The organism is Pseudoalteromonas sp. Isolate6, from assembly GCF_022398435.1.
Lineage (GTDB): Bacteria > Pseudomonadota > Gammaproteobacteria > Enterobacterales > Alteromonadaceae > Pseudoalteromonas > Pseudoalteromonas galatheae.
The window spans coordinates 26,879-46,233 of sequence record NZ_JAKEVK010000018.1; the positions used below are offsets into that span (position 1 = coordinate 26,879).

24 protein-coding genes are annotated in these 19,355 nt (G+C 41.6%); 4 read left to right on the forward strand and 20 right to left on the reverse strand.

The features are described from left to right. Positions 1 to 2 precede the first annotated feature (2 nt). A complete protein-coding gene (locus L1D50_RS04435; protein ID WP_128725690.1) occupies positions 3 to 308 on the reverse strand; it encodes a metalloregulator ArsR/SmtB family transcription factor in 306 nt (101 codons plus the stop codon). A 95-nt stretch (positions 309 to 403) separates the two neighbouring features. Between L1D50_RS04435 and L1D50_RS04440 the strand changes: the two genes are divergently transcribed. Beyond that, positions 404 to 595, forward strand: coding sequence for a DUF2892 domain-containing protein (locus L1D50_RS04440; RefSeq protein WP_045987806.1), 192 nt, complete (start codon positions 404 to 406; stop codon positions 593 to 595). Between the two features lie 37 nt (positions 596 to 632). Beyond that, positions 633 to 977: a rhodanese-like domain-containing protein gene (locus L1D50_RS04445; protein WP_128725691.1), complete on the forward strand. Its 345-nt coding sequence runs from the start codon at positions 633 to 635 to the stop codon at positions 975 to 977. Between the two features lie 35 nt (positions 978 to 1,012). Here L1D50_RS04445 and L1D50_RS04450 read toward each other — a convergent pair whose 3' ends face one another. Both L1D50_RS04450 and L1D50_RS04455 read right to left on the reverse strand, forming a co-directional pair. Beyond that, a complete protein-coding gene (locus L1D50_RS04450) occupies positions 1,013 to 1,639 on the reverse strand; it encodes an OmpA family protein (RefSeq protein ID WP_088532029.1) in 627 nt (208 codons plus the stop codon). Between the two features lie 83 nt (positions 1,640 to 1,722). Further along, positions 1,723 to 2,520 (reverse strand): transporter substrate-binding domain-containing protein, encoded by a 798-nt coding sequence (locus L1D50_RS04455; RefSeq protein ID WP_239965606.1) that lies wholly within the window; start codon positions 2,518 to 2,520, stop codon positions 1,723 to 1,725. Positions 2,521 to 2,616: 96 nt separating this feature from the next. Here L1D50_RS04455 and chrA point away from each other — a divergent pair, with 96 nt between their 5' ends. Next, positions 2,617 to 3,747, forward strand: coding sequence for a chromate efflux transporter (chrA, locus tag L1D50_RS04460; protein ID WP_138522828.1), 1,131 nt, complete (start codon positions 2,617 to 2,619; stop codon positions 3,745 to 3,747). Between the two features lie 24 nt (positions 3,748 to 3,771). Here the strand turns inward: chrA and L1D50_RS04465 are convergent, their stop codons facing one another. The 4 genes from L1D50_RS04465 to speA form a co-directional block, all read right to left on the reverse strand. Next, positions 3,772 to 5,001, reverse strand: a complete 1,230-nt coding sequence (locus L1D50_RS04465; RefSeq protein WP_128725694.1) for a mechanosensitive ion channel domain-containing protein — start codon at positions 4,999 to 5,001, stop codon at positions 3,772 to 3,774. Next, positions 4,998 to 5,918, reverse strand: a complete 921-nt coding sequence (locus tag L1D50_RS04470) for an acetyltransferase (RefSeq protein WP_138522830.1) — start codon at positions 5,916 to 5,918, stop codon at positions 4,998 to 5,000. The genes L1D50_RS04465 and L1D50_RS04470 overlap by 4 nt, the downstream gene beginning before the upstream one ends. Before the next feature lie 15 nt (positions 5,919 to 5,933). Continuing rightward, positions 5,934 to 6,809 (reverse strand): acyltransferase, encoded by an 876-nt coding sequence (locus L1D50_RS04475; protein WP_138522832.1) that lies wholly within the window; start codon positions 6,807 to 6,809, stop codon positions 5,934 to 5,936. A 110-nt stretch (positions 6,810 to 6,919) separates the two neighbouring features. Then, positions 6,920 to 8,800: a biosynthetic arginine decarboxylase gene (gene speA / locus L1D50_RS04480; RefSeq protein ID WP_017218363.1), complete on the reverse strand. Its 1,881-nt coding sequence runs from the start codon at positions 8,798 to 8,800 to the stop codon at positions 6,920 to 6,922. A 220-nt stretch (positions 8,801 to 9,020) separates the two neighbouring features. Between speA and speE the strand changes: the two genes are divergently transcribed. Then, positions 9,021 to 9,881, forward strand: a complete 861-nt coding sequence (gene speE / locus L1D50_RS04485; RefSeq protein ID WP_138522834.1) for a polyamine aminopropyltransferase — start codon at positions 9,021 to 9,023, stop codon at positions 9,879 to 9,881. 301 nt (positions 9,882 to 10,182) lie between these two features. Here the strand turns inward: speE and L1D50_RS04490 are convergent, their stop codons facing one another. From L1D50_RS04490 to L1D50_RS04550, 13 genes are all read right to left on the reverse strand, one after another. After that, entirely contained in the window at positions 10,183 to 10,881 is a 699-nt protein-coding gene (locus L1D50_RS04490) for a hypothetical protein (protein ID WP_138522836.1), read from the reverse strand. Positions 10,882 to 11,000: 119 nt separating this feature from the next. Further along, the gene (locus L1D50_RS04495; RefSeq protein WP_138522838.1) at positions 11,001 to 11,405 is read right to left on the reverse strand and encodes a molecular chaperone DnaJ; all 405 of its coding nucleotides are present in this window, start codon (positions 11,403 to 11,405) and stop codon (positions 11,001 to 11,003) included. A 112-nt stretch (positions 11,406 to 11,517) separates the two neighbouring features. Beyond that, positions 11,518 to 11,889, reverse strand: coding sequence for a hypothetical protein (locus L1D50_RS04500; protein ID WP_138522840.1), 372 nt, complete (start codon positions 11,887 to 11,889; stop codon positions 11,518 to 11,520). 117 nt (positions 11,890 to 12,006) lie between these two features. Beyond that, entirely contained in the window at positions 12,007 to 12,483 is a 477-nt protein-coding gene (locus L1D50_RS04505; RefSeq protein ID WP_138522842.1) for a YfbM family protein, read from the reverse strand. 428 nt (positions 12,484 to 12,911) lie between these two features. Then, a complete protein-coding gene (locus L1D50_RS04510) occupies positions 12,912 to 13,208 on the reverse strand; it encodes a hypothetical protein (RefSeq protein WP_239965607.1) in 297 nt (98 codons plus the stop codon). A gap of 321 nt (positions 13,209 to 13,529) precedes the next feature. Then, positions 13,530 to 14,360: a transposase gene (locus L1D50_RS04515; RefSeq protein WP_235956586.1), complete on the reverse strand. Its 831-nt coding sequence runs from the start codon at positions 14,358 to 14,360 to the stop codon at positions 13,530 to 13,532. Positions 14,361 to 14,480: 120 nt separating this feature from the next. Beyond that, on the reverse strand, positions 14,481 to 15,053 hold the full coding sequence (locus tag L1D50_RS04520; RefSeq protein WP_239965608.1) for a transposase: 573 nt from the start codon (positions 15,051 to 15,053) through the stop codon (positions 14,481 to 14,483). 239 nt (positions 15,054 to 15,292) lie between these two features. Then, complete coding sequence (locus L1D50_RS04525) at positions 15,293 to 15,754, reverse strand: hypothetical protein (RefSeq protein ID WP_138522846.1); 462 nt, start codon at positions 15,752 to 15,754, stop codon at positions 15,293 to 15,295. Beyond that, positions 15,751 to 16,176, reverse strand: coding sequence for a hypothetical protein (locus L1D50_RS04530; RefSeq protein WP_138522848.1), 426 nt, complete (start codon positions 16,174 to 16,176; stop codon positions 15,751 to 15,753). Before L1D50_RS04530 ends, L1D50_RS04525 begins: the two co-directional genes overlap by 4 nt. 152 nt (positions 16,177 to 16,328) lie before the next feature. Next, a complete protein-coding gene (locus tag L1D50_RS04535) occupies positions 16,329 to 16,646 on the reverse strand; it encodes a HigA family addiction module antitoxin (RefSeq protein WP_138522850.1) in 318 nt (105 codons plus the stop codon). A 10-nt stretch (positions 16,647 to 16,656) separates the two neighbouring features. Next, a complete protein-coding gene (locus L1D50_RS04540; protein ID WP_235956670.1) occupies positions 16,657 to 16,854 on the reverse strand; it encodes a type II toxin-antitoxin system RelE/ParE family toxin in 198 nt (65 codons plus the stop codon). A gap of 684 nt (positions 16,855 to 17,538) precedes the next feature. Continuing rightward, positions 17,539 to 17,829 carry a hypothetical protein gene (locus L1D50_RS04545; protein WP_239965609.1) on the reverse strand — a complete coding sequence of 97 codons (291 nt, stop codon included), beginning with the start codon at positions 17,827 to 17,829 and terminating at the stop codon, positions 17,539 to 17,541. Between the two features lie 147 nt (positions 17,830 to 17,976). After that, on the reverse strand, positions 17,977 to 19,020 hold the full coding sequence (locus L1D50_RS04550) for a lysozyme inhibitor LprI family protein (RefSeq protein ID WP_138521483.1): 1,044 nt from the start codon (positions 19,018 to 19,020) through the stop codon (positions 17,977 to 17,979). Positions 19,021 to 19,355 lie beyond the last annotated feature (335 nt).

The following is a 19,355-nucleotide window of genomic DNA, read 5'->3' on the forward strand; positions in this document are numbered from 1 at the left end:
AGTTACTCTGCACTTGAGGCGCAGAACAGCTGATATAAACTCTCGAGTAGTACAGCGACTCGGCTATCTTTAACCTGATAATAAATCGTCGCCCCCTCACGCCTAGTCGCTACGATTTGTGCCTTTCTCATGCTGGCTAAATGTTGTGATAGGGCAGACTGCGCTAATGGCACCATTTCATTAAGCTGGCTAACACTGAGCTCTTGCTTTTGCAATGCACACAAAATCATCAAGCGATTTTTATTCGCCATAAGCTTTAACAAGGCTTCTGCCTGTTCGGCATTTTGCGCCATTTGCTGCAGTTCCATGTTGACTCCCAAAAAATAAATGTACTTAAAGTATAGACACAAACATTAGCAATGTCTAATATTAGAAATATCTAATATTAAAGGTGACACTCATTATGACCTTACATCCTCTACTTAGATTAATCGCTGGTGTTATGTTTGCCATTTCTTTACTGCTCACACATTTTGTCAACCCACATTGGGTTTGGTTTAGTGTGTTTATTTGTGTCAATTTAGTGCAGTCTGCTTTTACTAACTGGTGCCCTATGATCGTTATATTGAAGAAACTTGGCATTCAGGAAAGGTGAGTCATAATAAAACCGATAACCCAATAAGGAGCTATATATGCTGATATCTGCCCAAGATGTATTAAAGACAGTAAAGCCTAATCAACGCTGCATTGACGCGGTACAAGCAAAATCGGAGATTGCACAAAACAATGGTCTGGTTATCGACGTGAGAGAGCCGGCTGAACATAGTCAAAAGGCAGCCAACGGCGCGGTAAATATCCCAAGAGGATTGCTAGAATTTAAGCTTCCTGAGCTGGAAAAAGACGCAGACAGGCCAATTTATTTACACTGTGCTGCCGGTAGCCGTGCTATTTTTGCCGCAGAGCAACTAACACGTATCGGTTACACCAATGTCAGCGTAATTACCTGCAAAGCCGAAGTGGTGTGTGACACCTTATAAAAAAGGAGTGCTGTGCAGCACTCCTAGCACTTTTCTTATGCGCGGTTTGGAATAATTTTTATTTCTACTCGGCGGTTTTGTGCCTTACCTTGCTCAGTATCGTTGCTCGCGATTGGCTGAGACTCACCCATACCCTCTGCGTATAAACGCGCAGGAAGTACCTGCTGCGATAACAGGTATTGCTTTACGCTATTGGCACGTTGTTCAGATAAAGTCTGATTGAAGCTTGCTGAACCAGTAGAGTCCGTATGCCCAACAATCGTTAAAAAGGTCTTATCGTATTGCTGCATCACGCGTGCGATGCCTTGAAGTGTATTGTAAAAACTAGGACTGATGGCTGACTTACCTGTTGCGAAGGTGATGTTTGATGGTAACACTAAGCGCATTTGATCGCCTTCGCGTACAACCTCAACACCCGTTCCTGCGAGCTCTTGATTAAAAGCGGCTTCCTGCTTGTCCATATAGTTACCAATTGCGGCACCTGCAATTGCACCAACCGCAGCACCAATAGCAAGACGTTTATCTTTGTGGTTACCTGTCGCTTTACCTAACACCGCACCGGTTGCAGCACCAATCGCCGCACCTTTACCTGTGTTATTCATTTCACATCCAGACAAAGCAACCACAACAGCTGCACCAATTAACATATTTCTTGCAATCATCTTCCCACCTGAGTTCGTTTCAACTTGATTGTCTATATTATTGCAATAAACAATTAACTCTGGCTGAAGCCTTACTGGTTTTTTTAAGGATGAACAGGCACTAAGTCACTTATGTGATCTGAGACTGGTGGCAGTTTATATTTTGCAACCACAGCATCAAGTTGTTTTTTTTCAGCTAATTCTCTCATAGTTAAGCGAACTTTTTCTGCAAGCTGAGTACCGCTGAAGTCTTTACTCATCGCCATATGACCATAAATTGGCTGGGCGTGATGGTAGGAGACCTTTTTTAACTTTTCAATAGGCTGACCAAGCACTTCCATCGCTATCTCTGCGGTGTCTTCCACTGCGATAACTAGATCCACGCGTCCTTTAAGCAATAGGTCAAACGCCACTTGCTCACTAAAAACAGGAACCTTATTAAGTTGGCGATCTTCATCAAAACGAGGATAAAAAACGCCCCCGCGCATCACTGCAATTCGCTTGGTATAAAGATCCGTATATTGTTCCACCTGAATGTCGCTGTCTTGCTTAGCATAGAATACAAAAGACGACGTCAGAGCCATATAGGCAGGTTCCACAAAATCGATTAATTTTTCTCGTCGAGGTGTACGGATCAAGCCACCCATGACGTCTACCTCGCCTTGCGCTAGCATCCGTATGCAGCGTGAAAAAGGACAGGGAACGGCGTTTATTTGATAATTAACACCAGCCTGAGCCTGTACCGTTGCTAATATATCTAAGATTAAGCCTTGCACTTCACCATTGTCTTCAATAATGCTATATGGTGGCGCGTGATCTACCGCAACATTTATTTGCTGAGCAAAACTAGAGAAACATGCAAACAAAAAAAGTAAACACGGCGATAAACAAGTCATTCGCATAATACTTATCCAACTGTGGTGCACCAGCACCAAAAGTCATAAATATGTCATATAAAATTGTAAAGATATGGGGTTAACAATATCACAAGGTACACTATGTTTCTGAAAATATTTTATCAGTTTTTGTTATTAGGATGTACGAGCTTTGGGGGACCCGCGGCCCACCTTGGGTTCTTTAAAAAACACTTTGTCGATAACTTAAAATGGCTGAGTAACGAGCGCTACGCCAGTATGATCAGTCTGTCACAAATACTACCAGGACCTGGCTCTAGCCAAGTTGGATTCGCGATTGGTTTAGAAAAAGCAGGTATTTTAGGAGGGATCGCCGCCTTCTTAGGATTTACACTGCCGTCATTTTTGCTCATGATCATGCTGGCATTAACGGCTGAGCAGCTCTCAGGCACTGCGTTGAATGTCATTGATGGGTTGAAGTTGTTTGCTGTAGTTATCGTTGCCGATGCGGTACTGAGCATGGCGAAAAGCTTTTGTAAAACCACGGCACTCAAATTCGTCGCATTTTTCGCCACATTCACACTGTTGATGCTACCTAACTTGAGCGCACAATTGGGTGTGCTTATGGTGCTTGTCGTTGCTGGTTACTTTTACTCATTCAGCAATGCGCCAAGTAAACCGAGTCAATCAAAAAGCCAAATCAACTGGTTTGTATTTGCGCTATTTATTGGCCTCTTTGCGTTAACCTTTGCCGCGCTACCAAATCAACTATTTGCCGAGTTTTATCAAGCAGGTGCTTTGGTTTTTGGTGGCGGTCACGTCGTGCTTCCGCTACTACAAACCAGTGTTGAGGGAGTCGCGCAAGAAACCTTCTTAACAGCTTATGCTGCCGCGCAAGCCATTCCTGGTCCGATGTTTACCATCGCAAGCTTTTTAGGCGCCGTTGTCGACAATACGCATCCCATTTTGGGCGCGGCGATTGCAACGCTCGCTATTTTCTTGCCGGGCCTACTGTTAATGTGGGCGTTTAACCAGCAGTGGCAATCACTTATTTCGTTGCCAAGGTTTGCAAGCATTAGCGCGACCTTAAATGCCGGTGTTGTGGGGATTCTAGCCGCTGCGTTTTATCAACCAATTTGGCTTTCTGCGGTGCATAGTTTGCTCGATATCACCGCGGTGATATTAGGCTTTATAGCACTAAAATGGCTAAAGCCCGCAATATGGCAGTTGCTTATTGCCTTTATGGTGTTTGGGGTTATCGCTGGAAGTGTGTAGGCCACACTTGAGTGGCCTTGATGATTATTCTGAAGTTGCATCAGGTTTGCTACCGGCGCGCACTTTCACGCGGTGTGCGCCAAAGTAATCACTCACGCTTTGGTATGGACGTAGCCCAAATGCAGGCATTACACTTAGCATATAGTCCAAAATATCGGCTTGTAAGTGCTCGTAAAACACCCAGCGTTTATCGCGACTAAAACAGTAAAACTCTAGAGGCAAGCCATGTTGCGTGGGCGCAAGTTCCCTTACCATGCATAAACAATCTTGATTGATGGCATCATGCTGCTTCAAGTAGGCCTCTGCATAGCGTCTAAATAAGCCTAAATTGGTGATATCGCTCGGTACATCGTCAAGCTTTTCCAGTAGTGGATATTGCTCGGTGAGTGACGCTCGCTTTTGCTCAGCCAACGGCTCAATGCTAGTAAAATCAATATGGATGGCGCGTTTGATGCGACGTCCTGCTGACTCTTGCATGGCACGCCAGTTTTTAAATGAATCAGAGATCAACATATAGGTTGGTATGGTGGTGACGGTGTTATCCCAGTTACGTACCCTAACGGTATTTAAACCAAGATCAATCACCTCGCCGTCGGCACCAAATGCGTCAACTTGGATCCAGTCGCCAGTGGTTACCAGTCGATTGGCTGCTATTTGAATACTCGCAACCAATCCCAAAATTGTATCTTTAAATACCAAAATAATGACTGCCGCGATAGCACCAAAACCGGAAAGAATATAAGTTGGTGATTTATCCACCAAGATACTCACCACCAATATAGAGCAAACTATAAATATCAGTAGCTTAATTACTTGAATAATCCCTTGGATCGGCACTTCTTTGGCGAACGGAAAGAGGTTATAAACGCCATTACCTAAATTGACTAAACTGCTAAATAAAAACCCTGACGCCACCACCAACATGACATACACCAGTGTCTCCATCACTACAAATACCCAAGCAGGTGCGACGAAGAGGCGCTCATGGTAGGCGGAAAAGACCAGTAAACACAATACAAAGGCAAAGCGACCGCTAAATTTACTTAACTGAGGGGCAAGGTGACCAATTTTACGCGGTGAAATATGGCGCGCGAGGTTTTCTACATTGGGTAGCACTAAACGGCGGATCACCCAATATAAAAACAATAGCCCAACAACCGCGACACCGTTGGTGAATAACGCACTGATCACAGTGCCTTGCGGTAACTCTTTTAACCACGGTTGAACGACATCATGAAGGTGATCAAACTTCATAGCTGTTTTAGCTCCTCATTGAGCGCATCACTTGGCTCAGTCGAATTCAATCGATGCGCTTCGAGTTGGCAATCTTTGCGTTGCCAGACTTCATTCATAAAAGACTGAAACTCTACACGATAAGCTTTATCAGCTTGATAGTTACCAAGAGGCACTTTTTCCATCGCAATGTAGTCTATTTTTACATCAATTGCATCCAAGCGTCCAAGCGTAAATGCACGGCAAATATGCTCACCCTCTAACTCATAAGCCAAAGTCGCATTGAGCATGCCGTCAAGTTGCTCTGATAGCACTTCTAGAGCGAACGCTACACCACCCGCCTTTGGTTTGAGCAGGTACTTGAACGGGCTATTTTGATGCGCATGTTTAGCTTTAGTATGACGAGTACCTTCCACAAAATTAATTACCGTTGTGGGGTGATCTCGAAAGTTGCGACAACTGGCTTTGGTACGTTCTACATCCATCCCTTTAAGCTTAGGGTTTTTGGCGATCTGCGCTTTACTCGCACGTTTCATAAATGGCATGCCCATTGCCCATGCACCGGTGCCAATGAAAGGCACGTATTTTAATTCATCTTTTAAGAAAAATTTAGGTGCAGGTAGTACCTCCATGGCACTAAGCACAACGATATCAAGCCAGCTAAGATGATTGGAAATTAACAAATACCACCCTTGAGCGTGTAATTCTTTTGGCAAGCTCACTTGTATTTTGTCGCACGCGATGCGCAAACCTAGATAGTTGCCTTTACACCACATACCGTAAAAGAAGTGCAGTGCTGTAGAGATAAACTTAACTGGCACAAGCAATTTTATGATGCCAAACAATAGCACCAATAAACCACATACAAAGGTATTCACCAGCAGCCACACACTGGCCGATAGCCCGAGAAACCACTTAGGTAGTATTTGTTTTAACATCACCACATCCTTCTACTACTTTTTATCGGCAAGCTCCACAAGTTGTGCGTCTTTGGCTTGCCACAAGGCGTTTAATTCGGATTGGAAACGCACTCTAAATTCGGGATCATTCATGTAGTCGCCGACCAAGTTTGCACTGACCGGCATTACTTCCACCTGAACATCTACTGACTTCACTTTACCAGCGATAAAGTCTGCGAAAGTTGGTACACCATCGGGATAATGGATGGTGACATTCACCACTTTGCTGATTTGCTCACCCATGGCTTGCATCACAAATGCGATGCCTCCCGCTTTTGGTTTAAGCAGATGCGTAAATGGGCTTTTTTGCTTACTATGCTTGGATTCGGTGTAACGCGTACCCTCAACGAAGTTTACAATACTCACTGGCATTGTTTTAAACTTTTCGCATGCTTTTCGCGTCGTTTCTATGTCTTTACCACGCAATTTAGGGTTTTTCTTTAATTGCGACTTGCTGGTTCGCGTCATAAAAGGAAAGTCGAGCGCCCACCAAGCAAGACCTAGCACAGGTACGTAAAGCAGCTCTTTTTTCAAAAAGAAATTCAAAAACGGGATTTTGCCATGAAGCACTCGCTGCAACACTAAAATATCCACCCAACTTTGGTGATTGGCGATAACCAAGTACCAGTCTTTGCGTTTTAGCTCATCCAATCCGCTAACATTAAGCATATACGGCGCAATGAGGTTTTGGCTCACTGAATTACACGCGACCCATTTACTTGCGCACGCCTTAGCAATATAGCTCATGGCTTTTTGCAATGGTGGGATGGGCAGTAGCTTAATCAAGCCACAAATAAAGATCGGTATAAACCAAAATATAGTGTTAACGGCGTACAGCAAGATGCTGATCACTTTACGAATAAACGACATTCATTCCCTCATCGTGTTTTACGGCAGAGCTGTATCATACCTTGAAAATCACACACAATTAAGCCGACCAGTTGGTCGGCTATAATTTATTCCATTTCACTATCTAAAAATCAATCTTCGAAGTAAGTATAACCTTCAAGTCCAGCGTTTAACTCTTGTAAATACTGAGCTTTAATTGACTCCGGCAACGACAAGGCCGCAACCTGTTGTGCATAATTCTCAGATAGCACCGCTTTGTCATAATGAACAAAGCGCAGTACATCTTCAACACTGTCGCCCTTGATTGCATTGGTGAGTTTATAACCCTCATCACAAAGCTCAACGTGTACTGAGTCTGTGTCACCAAATAAGTTATGGAGATCACCCAATATTTCTTGATAGGCCCCTACCAAGAACATTGCAACGTGATATTGCTCTCCCGGCACATACTCAGGAATGGGTAGACTTGACTCAATACCTGCGCCCTCTACATAACTGTTGATTTGACCGTCCGAATCACAAGTAATGTCCTGAATAATCGCTCTTTGCGTCAACGGCTGATTGAGCTTGTCGATAGGCATCACCGGAAATAGCTGGTCAATACCCCAAATATCCGGCAGTGATTGGAACAACGAGAAGTTTACAAACAGTTTATCAGCTAGCTTTTCATTGAGGTCGTCTAGTACTTCTCGGTGTGCTCTCGCATTCTCATTTAAGCACTCACGCACTTTATGAAGTGTCGTGAAGTAAAGCTGTTCAAGTTGCGCCCACTCTTGCATGCTAATCAAACCATGTACGTATTGGTCGTGTGCGTCGCTGAACAAGTGCATAGCGTCGTGGTAGGTTTCTAAGGCCATGCGAGGAGTCAGTTGTGACAACGAATGCCATAACTCTTGTAATACCAGTGGACTGGTATCTTGTGGTTGCACCGGTTCGACTTGATTTGGTGCTTTTTCTACGTCGATCACATCCGTGATCAGCATCGCGTGATGGGCAGTTAATGCTCGGCCAGATTCAGTAATAATATCCGGATGCGGAATGTTATTGAGCTCCGCAATATCATGAAAAGCATGCACCACATTTTTCGCGTATTCCGCCACCGTATAATTCATTGAACATGAACTACGAGAACCTGAGCCTTCATAATCCACTCCGAGGCCACCGCCAACATCAACGATACGCAGCGGAACTCCTAGTTGATATAGCTCAGCATAGTGGCGCGCACACTCTTTAAGCGCACGTTGAATATCGCGAATATTGGCAACTTGCGAGCCGATATGGAAGTGTACCAACTGCATTAAGTGCAAACGATTATGCGACTTAAGTAACTCAACCGCTTGCAGAACTTGACTGGCAGTAAGACCAAACTTACCTTTTTCACCACCGGTATTCTGCCACTTGCCTTTACCAACAGAATTAAGACGAATACGAATACCAATCGACGGTTCAATGCCTAAATCGTCGATTTCTTGTAATAAAGTATCCAGTTCAGAGAGCTTTTCAACGACTATATTTACTTGGTGACCCATCGCTTGACCGATGCAAGCTAAGCGCAAGAACTCACTGTCTTTGTAGCCGTTACAGACAATGGTAATAGGTTGATGTGCCACACCCAAAATTGCCATCAGCTCAGGCTTAGAACCGGCTTCAAGACCAACAAGACCGCTTGGGTGAGCCAATAACTTACTGACAACCGAGCGCTGCTGATTCACTTTTATTGGATAAACACAGGTGTACTGGCCTTGGTAATCACGTTGAGTTCGTGCAGCAGTAAAGGCTTGAGTCAAGGTATCGACACGATGTTTTAAAATATCGGTAAAACGTACCAAAACTGGCAAAGTTAGCCCCTGCGCTTTAAATTGCTCAGTTAACTCTGGAAGAAGAATTGGTGGCTTAGTGCGATCACCATCAGGAAACGCCACTAACTGGCCCTGTTCATTGATATCAAAATAGCCGTCACTCCAGTGGGTAACGTTATAGATAGAACGTGCTGTTTGCAGACCCCAAGTCATTGCTGCTCTCAATTAATTCTTTATAAAGCTTCATTCTAATACGCGAGGCAAGTCAATGCGACCTAAAGTTGCGTTTTCATTAGCTTACAAACCTTATAAATAGCCCATGCTTGATTAGGGCTAATATGAGGCAAAGTACAAAATGTTGACTAAAATTGATTGAGCAAAGACGCAAGCACTGGCAAAATTGCCTCAATTTTTATCAAGTGTGAACACAATCATGGCAAACTTAGAAGCAAACCGTTGGTTTACAGAAATTAGCGACCGCGATGGCAGCGCTTTTTCACTTAGAGTCAACAAAAAATTAGACGAAATCCAATCACCATTTCAAAAAGTAGAAATGTTTGAAACAACGGATTTTGGTAACCTGATGATCATTGACGGTTGCACTATGGTGAGCACGCGTGAAAACTTTTTCTATCACGAAATGATGAGTCACCCGGCGCTATTTTCGCACCCTGCACCTAAAAATGTTGTGATCATTGGCGGCGGCGACTGTGGCACATTGCGTGAAGTATTAAAGCATCCTGGCGTTGAAAAAGTAACTCAGATTGATATCGACGAAGTTGTGACGCAAATGTCTTTGAAATACTTCCCTGAGCTTTGTGAGTCTAATAACGATCCTCGCGCAACTGTAATGTTTGATGATGGCATCAAATTTATGCGTGAAGCCGAAGCAGAGTCTATCGACGTTATCATCGTTGATGGCACCGATCCTGTTGGCCCAGGTGAAGGTTTATTCAATCACGCATTCTACAAGAGCTGTTTAGCAGCGCTTCGTACTGGTGGTATCATGATCCAGCAAAGTGAATCACCACTGATGCACATGCCGTTGCTACTAGAAATGCGCGATGCAATGTTGGAAGTGGGCTTTGTTGACCTGCAAACCCTGCCTTTCCCACAGCCAATCTACCCAAGCGGCCTGTGGTCAGCAACAATGGCACGTAAAGATCAAAAGTTTGCCGGATTCCGCGAGCAAGACGTTGATAACGCAACATTTGATACTGAGTACTACAACACAGGTATTCATAAGGGTGCATTAGCAACACCTAACTTTATGAAGCGTGCTTTCGAAAAGTAGGCCGAATCAGAACATAAACTCAATTGTTAAAGTGTAGTGACTCATATATGACTCTACAGCCTTGATGATTGGGTTAATACTTCACCTGGCCTGAAGTTATGAGCGAACAACAGATGTTCGCTCTAGCTCGTTTTTGGACAAAACGTTTTAGGTCGGCGGCTATATTCGACTAGTTTCGCATAAAAATTTCTATGGGCTAACGCCGCAAATAAACGGCGGAAAATAGCAGGCTAAACTAAGCGAAGAATGAGCGCAAGCCTGCTGTTTTGCGTCCACTGTTTAATTAATTTGTTATACCCCGTTACGGTAAATCATTTCTTTTTGAATAGCAGCAATCACCATCTAGAAGCCTAAAAACATCATCTTCAAGCTCAACATAGAGCTTCTCAGATAGTTTAGCCTTGTCAGTAATAGTGGGAGTAGCCTTATTTTTTGGTAAGTAGATTGGTCTCATTGAATTTACAGAGCTTACATGTCTAGACTGTATATGCTGTAAAGTTTGAGCATTAAGAAGATGAAGTTGAACGTTAGAGTCAAGTGCATATTCTAAATCAGAGTAACCAACTTCAACGCTTACCATACAACGTTCTAAATCATATAACCAAGGTAAGAGAATATAATCAACTTGGTTTGATTCAAGCAAGCTCTCAATATACTTGCGACCATCCTTAGTAAGAGTAATTGAATGATCCCACTCTTTACGCTCAAAATAACTTGAGATCTTATGGGCAGGTAATTTGCCTAGGGATACTGGTATATTCCCCGACTTTGTGATGCCCTTACCCACAGATGCGTTAAAACTGTTAGAAAAGTTAGGGCTAAGTTCCTCACGTGCTGACTCATTATTGAAAACTGTCACGCCTTTGTAGAGGTAGCAGAATTGATTATTGTGCGATTCAGGTGTTAACACACCAATTCTTTTAGAAGTTAATTTTTCATTTTGTGTACTTGCACATCCCGATAAAATAACAATTAGAGAAACTAATATAGTGCGTAACATCTAAACTCCTTTAGGGGTATAACGCCCGCATAAATTGCGGATAACAGTTGACTAGAATAAGCGAAGAATGAGCGCCAGCCAACCGTTAGACGTCCATTTTTATGCGATTGTTATACGCACTATTGCATAGACAGTCTGACTTTATCGTTTAGCGCTACAAATTGCTGAACTAGTTTGTCACAAACATCTTTTGTTGCTCCACATTTTGCTGTCATATTAATATGGATAGAGCCATCTTTTTCGACAATTTCTCGTTTTACAATCGATGGATAAGCTGGATGAGATTCAGGTGTAAATGAATAAATTGATTTTTCTTGTTCATTATCAACATTGATAATTGTCCAGCCATTTTGAGTTCGAAAAACAGCAGAAGGATTACTTTTTAGAGACTCTAATACCTGCAAAGCATTTGGTGATTTTGGGGATGACTTTTTATTGCCTTGGTATCCAAGCTCATCATTATTAGTATTAGAAGCGCAACCAACTAAAAACGCGATAAAAATTATAGATGTTAAATTTTTCACCGAAACTCCCTTTGTGTATAACGCTTGCCGTAAACGGCACAAAATAGCAGGCTAAAATTGGCGACGAAGGAGCACAAGCCTGCTGTTTTGTGTCCTTTGTTTGACGGTCTTGTTAGGAGCCGTAAGTTTCAAGTAATTTAATTAAGTGTGGTTTTGTATACTTTTCAATTGGGCATGTACCATCTGAATCTCCCGAATGCTGATATTCACCTGCATCAAATGCATCATAAATATCAATGGCAGGACTTGGAATAAAATTACCACTGAAATTCATAAAGATATCATCCGTCATGAAACCAAAAATATAATTCATCGCACCATCAGCCAACTCAAACTCAATTTCACTTTTCATATAAAGTTTTGCAATATTAAGTGAAAATAAATTGACTAAGTCAATCAAACCTCCCTCTTCGCTAAGACAAGCAAAGTCTTCAAATGAAATAGTATATTCATCTGCTTGTTTAATTAGCTCAAGAGTTTCCAATTTCTTAAAGGCTCCTAACGCTTGCCGTAAACGGCACAAAATAGCAGGCTAAAATTGGCGACAAAGGAGCACAAGCCTGCTGTTTTGTGTCCTTTGGTTTAGGCACTTGTTGTCTAATTAGCACATATAGCTAATTAGACAACTATCAGCTTTTGCAAGCTCAGCTAAAAACTCTTTTAAATGAATAAAGTTCTGGGTGATATACTTTCTATCTTCCTCTATGTCTTCAAAGCCTGGGTAAATTTCAGCTTCATCAACCAGATTAAGAAAATTCTCTAACAATTGATTTTCAGATATTTTCGATAATTCGGACGAAATTTCTTTAGTTTGTTCAGTCGAGAAATATCTAGCTGGGCCATAACCAACATCTTCATCAGAAATAGGTATTCCCCCTAAAAATACAGAACCGCCCAGAGAAGTAGCTTCCCAAACACTTTTATTTAGTAAGAAATGAATTGCATGCCACGCTTTATCGACGTCACACGCTTTGCCACTGTCGTCTTCATATAAATACGATACTAGCTTTGACGGCTCTGCCAATATCTCGTTAAGCCGTTCTTCACTCACGCTTTTTAATGACGCTATCATTGACATATTGTGAACTCCTTGATTAAGAAAACATAACGCTTGCCGTGAACGGCACAAAATAGCAGGCTAAAATTGGCGACAAAGGAGCGCAAGCCTGCTGTTTTGCGTCCCTTGGTTTAGGCCCTTGTTAGGCTTAAAGTTCTACTTAACCTCGAATTTCTGTGCGGAAGTCCAAAGCCCATACTTCATTGGGCTTTTATCTTCACCGACCGTTAAAATTTCATTTTTATAAGTGATATTTCCTGAGTATCTGTCACCTAATCCAATGTGACCTATTGAATGTAAGAGCACTCTTTCTCTTTTAGTAAAACCTTGAGAGTAACCATCTAAGGCATTGTCTGCTCGCAAAGATAAAAGCATCAAAGTTTTGAAGACACCTGAACCACTCCCATGATCTATACATAGAATTATATTTACTCCGGAAGGCGAAGTTCCTATGTACTGATAAAAAAAGAACCTTCACCTTTTTCTCTGGTGTAACCGACTAATTCTTTTCCATCCACTTTCCGGTGCTCTATATCAACAAAAAACCTATTACTTTTATTTGCTGATACTAAGTCAATTGAGGACGTTGTTGCTGAGGAGTCACTAATCCAACCTAGAAGCTCTTCAATAACCCTAGGGTTTATGTATTCCTCTCTAACAAAAGAGAAATTTAAATGCTTCCAGTACTGGCCAATATTATCGCTCGTATCACCAACCTTATAAATAATTTGCTTAGGTGGCTCCATATTTTTATTAACGTAAGCCGTTCCGAGAATGCCTACTATGGTTCCTACAATTAGACAGATGCCACCAATGAGTGAACTTTGATTACCATCTTTTTCATACCATTACTGAGTCAAGATTGAACCTTATGTTTAAAGAAGCCTAACGAGCCTGTAGAATAACTCGTTTCAAATTTGTTTTTGTAATCAACAAACGATAACTGAGTTCCTATTTTGATTCAATCGTTTAGTTGGGTGTGAGTTGTTATTTTAGGGCGTTTTTTTAAGCTGGTTTGTTGTGGTTTGAGAGGCGTTTCGGAGCTGTTAGGTCAGGTTGTTCTTAGCTTACGACACCCTTTCTCGTAACTTTTCGATATTGTGAACAAGGCAGTATAGCTGCCATTGAGCATTGACTTTTACTTGGCCGCGTAATGTGAGCTTATTCGTCCCTTTATTCACCGTGATGTTGCCGAATAGTGGTTCGATACATCCAAGTCGTTCGCTGTATTGTCGTCGTCCTATTGGGCTGTCTATTTTTACTTTCATTTTGTCGATGTAACTGATTTTTTTGCGAGACTCATCACTCTTAAACTGTACTTGTCGGCCTGTTTTTATCGGTGGCTTTCGCATGCACTGCTGTTGTAGTGGGCATACTTTGCAATCTTTTAAGTAACCACAGAATCGCGTGTATTCTTGGTTGTAGCTTTTTACATTGATACCGCTTCGCCACATCTCGTTCCCTGCGGGGCAGTGGCAGGTTTGTGTTGCTTCATCATAATGGAAGTCGTCTGAGGTAAATAAGCGTGGCTTGCCTTTACTGCGTTTTAATCGGCGCTTTTCTTGCTCTGTTTCGTAGGTTTCGCTCTCTTTAAACAGTGGGTTGCGTTTTCTAAATTGGTTATCAGCTATGTAAGTATCAAAGCCACTTTGCGCCATGAATTCAAGGTTCGCTTCACTATTAAATCCACTGTCTGCGGTAAATTTAATGGCCTGTTTGTGAGAGAATTTATCACTGTTCAGTTTTTCAAGTTGTCGTTTTAATTGCTCAACGGCTGGCTGCAGTGTTTGTTGCTCGCCCACCGAGCCCCATGCCTGTGCTTGTAGTATAATTTGATGTTTCTCATCGTTTATCGCTATCCCGTTATAGCCTTGAATTGTGCCTTTTGACGTGGTCATTTTCGCGCTGTCTGGGTCGGTAATATTACTTTTAACCGGCTTACCTTTACTGCCTGTTTTCTCTTCGTGAGTAGCTAAGAACTCGGTGATTTTATCTGCACTTTTATCTAGCTTTTCTTTTTACTTTAAGTCTTGAGTGACCAGCTCTTCACTTAAGCCATCTTGCGCTTGATGGCGCTCAATTATGCGTTTGCTTGCGCGTTCTAATTTGGCTTTTTTACGGCCTAGCTCATCGAATGTACCGCTCCACTCTTTACTTGTGCACCCATCAATGGCAAACATGTTGCGTCCTATCAAGCCTTCTTCATCACATATCATCAGCACTTGCGTAAATAGCGGTTCAATCTGTTCGTGCATTTTAGCCACAAAACCCGCTATTGATGTGTAATGCGGCTGAATATCACCCGACACACTCATAAATAAAATGTTTGTTTCACACGCTTTAGCAATTCGCCGACTACTGATTAAACCATGTGCATAGCCCAGTAAAATAACCTTTAACATCACCGCGGGCGGATACGCCGCAGCGCCTGTTTTGTCGTTGTTATACCAAGCGTCAAAGCCCAACAAGTCAAGCTTATTTTCGACAATATAACAAAGCGCATATTCAAAGGTTCCCGGCAAAATTTGCTCAGCGAAATTGATTGGAATAAATTTATTTTGGCGGGATAAGTCTGGCTTATAGTTGGCCATAACAGATTACCGTGGGTGAATAATAGCTATTAGATCACAGTAACCAACTCGATTCAAGGTTAAGAAATAGTCAATCCAAAACCAACAATCCAGTACCTGGAAAGAGTAATTCTACAGCCTCAACGCCGCGTTAAGTAGTGAGCAACGCCACCACGAAACCTAACCATACCACCGTAAACACAAAACCCAACGGTAGAATGAAAAATGCCAAGCGTTGGGAATCTGTCTTAAACGCTTTGTTATGCCTTTAGTGTGCGGTATAGCCTTTTGTATTCCGATATCACATGAGGCATATTTATTGGAGATGTAAAGGTCCCACCATGACCAATTGCATTGCGTTCTTTATAATAATCTGCAACGATATTGAAGTCGGATTGCCCTTTAGGCGTCAATAAAGCCAACCGATTTTTGAAGTTCATTTCTGCACTCGCATTTGAGGGCAAAATATCCCACGCAGCTTTGTTTTTCCATGAAATAGTCGAAGCTTTCTTTTTAACTATTTTTTTTGCTGACTCTTGGCGAACTCTGTCTTCTAAACGAGTAAACATAAACAAAAAATATGCTTGGTCATTTAGCTCACGTTTTCTAGCATATTTTTGCGCTTTTTTATTCCAACCTTTTGAAATTGCATCAAATTCGATAAAGGAGTAATCATTGTCGATTTCGAAATATTGTTTTTCAAGCTCATCAAAAATAGTCATAGTTTAGTAGCTAACTCCAAAAGAAGCTCTGGTGTAAAATTTTCACCTTGTCTTCTTTGTGTCGGTGAAAACAATTTCCATTTAGACTCCTTGTCTCCAAACTCTGAAAAGTCAACTAGAATGTATGCACCTTTTTTAGTCATTATGTCTAATCGACCATTTCCACCAATTATCCATAAACCCACTGGTTTGATTGACATTAGAAGTTTAGTTTTTCTATAAATATTCAGCTTTGGAATTGACGTAGAAGGTACATTGAACTTAACCATTAACTCTTCGTTCATCGACACACTGTCATTACTCTCTACAGAAAAATCATCTTCTGAAGCCAATCTACTTTCAACCGAATGGTAAAGTTTAGCAACCCTTTCTTTCCAGTCACTGACTCTCAACTCAATATGTTTTTGATCTATTTCAGCCATGTATACACTCCGTTTTAAACGCTATTCTAGCACCTTTGTATTGAGAGTGAACTCTGCTAGAGACATAACGCCGTGTTAAGGCGTGGAATAACGTTTGCACACTTGAGCGAAGCGAAATCGGCACACGTTATGGAATCGCTCTTAAACGCTTGTTATGTACGTAGTTCGATATCTTGCGTTGAAAACAAAGGTTTTACTTGCTTGGCTTCATCTTGATAACGATTTCGTGTATCCCACAAGTCCACAGCATGTTGAATGTTAAGCCAAAACTCAGGTGTATTCCCAAATGCAGCCGCTAACTTGATTGCAAGTGGAGCAGTCAGAGTACCACCATTAATTAAGTTACTGATGGTGTTCCTATGTACACCCATAGCTTCAGCTAATGTTTTTGATGTAATCTCCATTGGCTCCAAGAATTCAACTTTGAGCATTTCTCCTACACCAACTGGACGACGTTTAGTTATGCGCATTATCCTGACCTCAGTATTTATGAGGGTCTAAATAGGTGTCTTCTGCTACACCGTCAACCCACTTAAAAATCAAACGATACTGTTTATTCACCCGTATCGAACACCAACCTTTCAGATTACCTTCAAGATGTTCAAACCGATTACCCGGTGGAACTCTTAGATCTGATTCAGCTTTTGCTGCATCTAGGATTTCAAGCTTCCGATACAGCGCATTCTATATAATTTTAGGAATCAAGCGATGACGCTTATCTTCCTCATAAAATGCTTCAAGCCAATCATCTTTAAAATTTACTGACATATCCTCGCACTGTCTTACTGTGCATCAATAGTGAAATACTATCGCACAAAAGAGATGTGCACAAGTTGTGCAGGACAAGAAAGTACATAACGCCGCAATTAAACAGCAAAAATTAGTTGGTTAAAATTTGTGAGGCACTAACAAAGCCAACTGATTTTTGTCAGTACTTATTAATGTGCTTTGTTAGGTGCACTATTGCATACAGATAACTTGGTCTGATTGATAAGAGCCATTAGCTTGCTTAAAGTACATTTCGAACTCATGTCCGCAGACATTGTTACCAATAAACCGCTTACAGTAAAACAGGTCTCCATCTTGATTTTTATACCAAGAATCGATATCAGCTTTATATTTCGAGCTTAAAACTTTGGGAATGCTGCTTGTTTTCTCCCAGTGATTTAAGTCGAAAGTACACCCATTTATCGGTTTAGCCGAACAACCTGATAGAAGCATCAATATTATAATCACACGCCACATTCTAAATGAGCACCTAACGCCGCAAATAAACGGCAAAAATTAGTTGGCTAAACTTGTGAGGAACGAACAAAGCCAACTGGTTTTTGTCCACCCTTTTTGATTTGCCTTGCTATATGCCTATGGCCCCCAATAATCGAACTTAAAAACCACACCCTTGGGAATAACAAATCTAATGGAAGATCCACAGTGAATAATATGCTCACCAGACTCTATTTCTGATACTTCACCGAGAGGTAACTCCCAAGCTTTACCATCTAATAGTAACGGCCCACAATTTCCACCATTATTATCAATTACACCAAAGTATGTGTTACCGTCTTGCGATGGTTCTACTTCACCTCTAAGGTATCCATCACCCTTGCATGCAATAAGAGCAAAAATTAGTGAAACTATGAATAAATACTTCATGATTTCCTTGGCATATAACGCCGCGCGCACCGGCGCACAAGGCGTAGTTTGTTTTGTGTTAGAATAGAGCGCAGCGGAATGACACAAAACAAACGTAGCTTTTTGCGTCCTGTTGCCGCGCTTTGTTATACGCAACCTCTTATTTTATTAGTATGTTTTAGATGAGTTGCCAGCGCAAAGTCCCATGGAATAACTACCTTGTGCATATATGCAGCCATCAAATTTAAAGCCCTTATTGTTTTTAAACGCTCGATAACTCTCGGTGACAGCTTGTCTTCTTTCAAAAGGAATATCGCCACCTATACATGCTAGTTGCAACACCAATCGAGGATTGTGTGATTTTTTTGATATCAGTCGTGCTTGTTTCCAAGGGCTGTCTTCCCGAGTAAGTTTTCTCGACTCTAAGAACGATGTTGTATCAAGGTCTCCGGCCTCAGAGCACATAGCGAGCTCTTTAACTATTTCAGATTCACCGTAGAATGTTAAATCTGGGTTAGCCTTCTTACCTAGAAGGTAATATTTATATGCTAAGCTAGGCTTCTTATCTAATTTAAAATCATCATCCACACTATAATAGTGTGTGTCGATTAACCACTTAACAGCTTTAGCACTTCCATTTTCTGCTGCGAAATATACTTTATCGTTTTTGCCGATAGCATACTTATTAGCCAGTACAAAAACCGCATCCATGTCACCTTTTGATGCTTCTTCTTTAAGGACTGGAATTATGTCATTTCTTTTTTTGTGGAATAGTAACGCAAGTCCATATAGAGCTCTTTTATCATTTTTTTCTGCAGCTCTTAGAAGAAGTTCTTCACCCAGACTATAGCCTAAAGAATTTTTTAGTTTTTCAGCTGACTTATAAATATCATCTCCAGCACTGATAAAATCAAGCATGGAAACTCTTTCCTTATATACCTTCTCTAGGCATGAGGTTGTTTTACATTTATTTCTTGTGTTTTTAAGCCAATCACGTTGCCCTTGCTTAAGCGAGGTTGAAGAAAGCTTATTTGCAGCTTTATAGGCGCTGCTTAAATCTCGGTCGAGCCTAGAGATATTGTCTTCTGAACAGATCATCTTCTCTACGTGAGTTCGGGCTTTCCCGCAATCAAAGCTTGCAGAATTCACATTGAGACTGACCGCAACTAGAGAGATTGCACTTAGGTAACGAAGACTACATATTCCTTTCATGGGAAATCCTAAAATTTATTTTCATGGCATGATCTACCAAACTGCATAACAACGCCGCAAATAAACGGCAAAAATTAGTTGGCTAAAATTTGTGAGGCACGAACAAAGCCAACTGGTTTTTGTCCGCACTTTTAATTTGCTTTGTTATATGTACAGTAGCTCTAGTTCCGCATCATTGGGCCCAAATATCTCTAGCTAAATAGTGACTCCATTTTTGTCACTGCACTCGATATAAAAATCGTCACCGTAAACTTCAACGATTGTTCCTTCGTCTCCAACTTGAGGAGCCCTAGAACCAAAGCTTTGGTCCGAATGTTTAAATTCTGTATATAGAG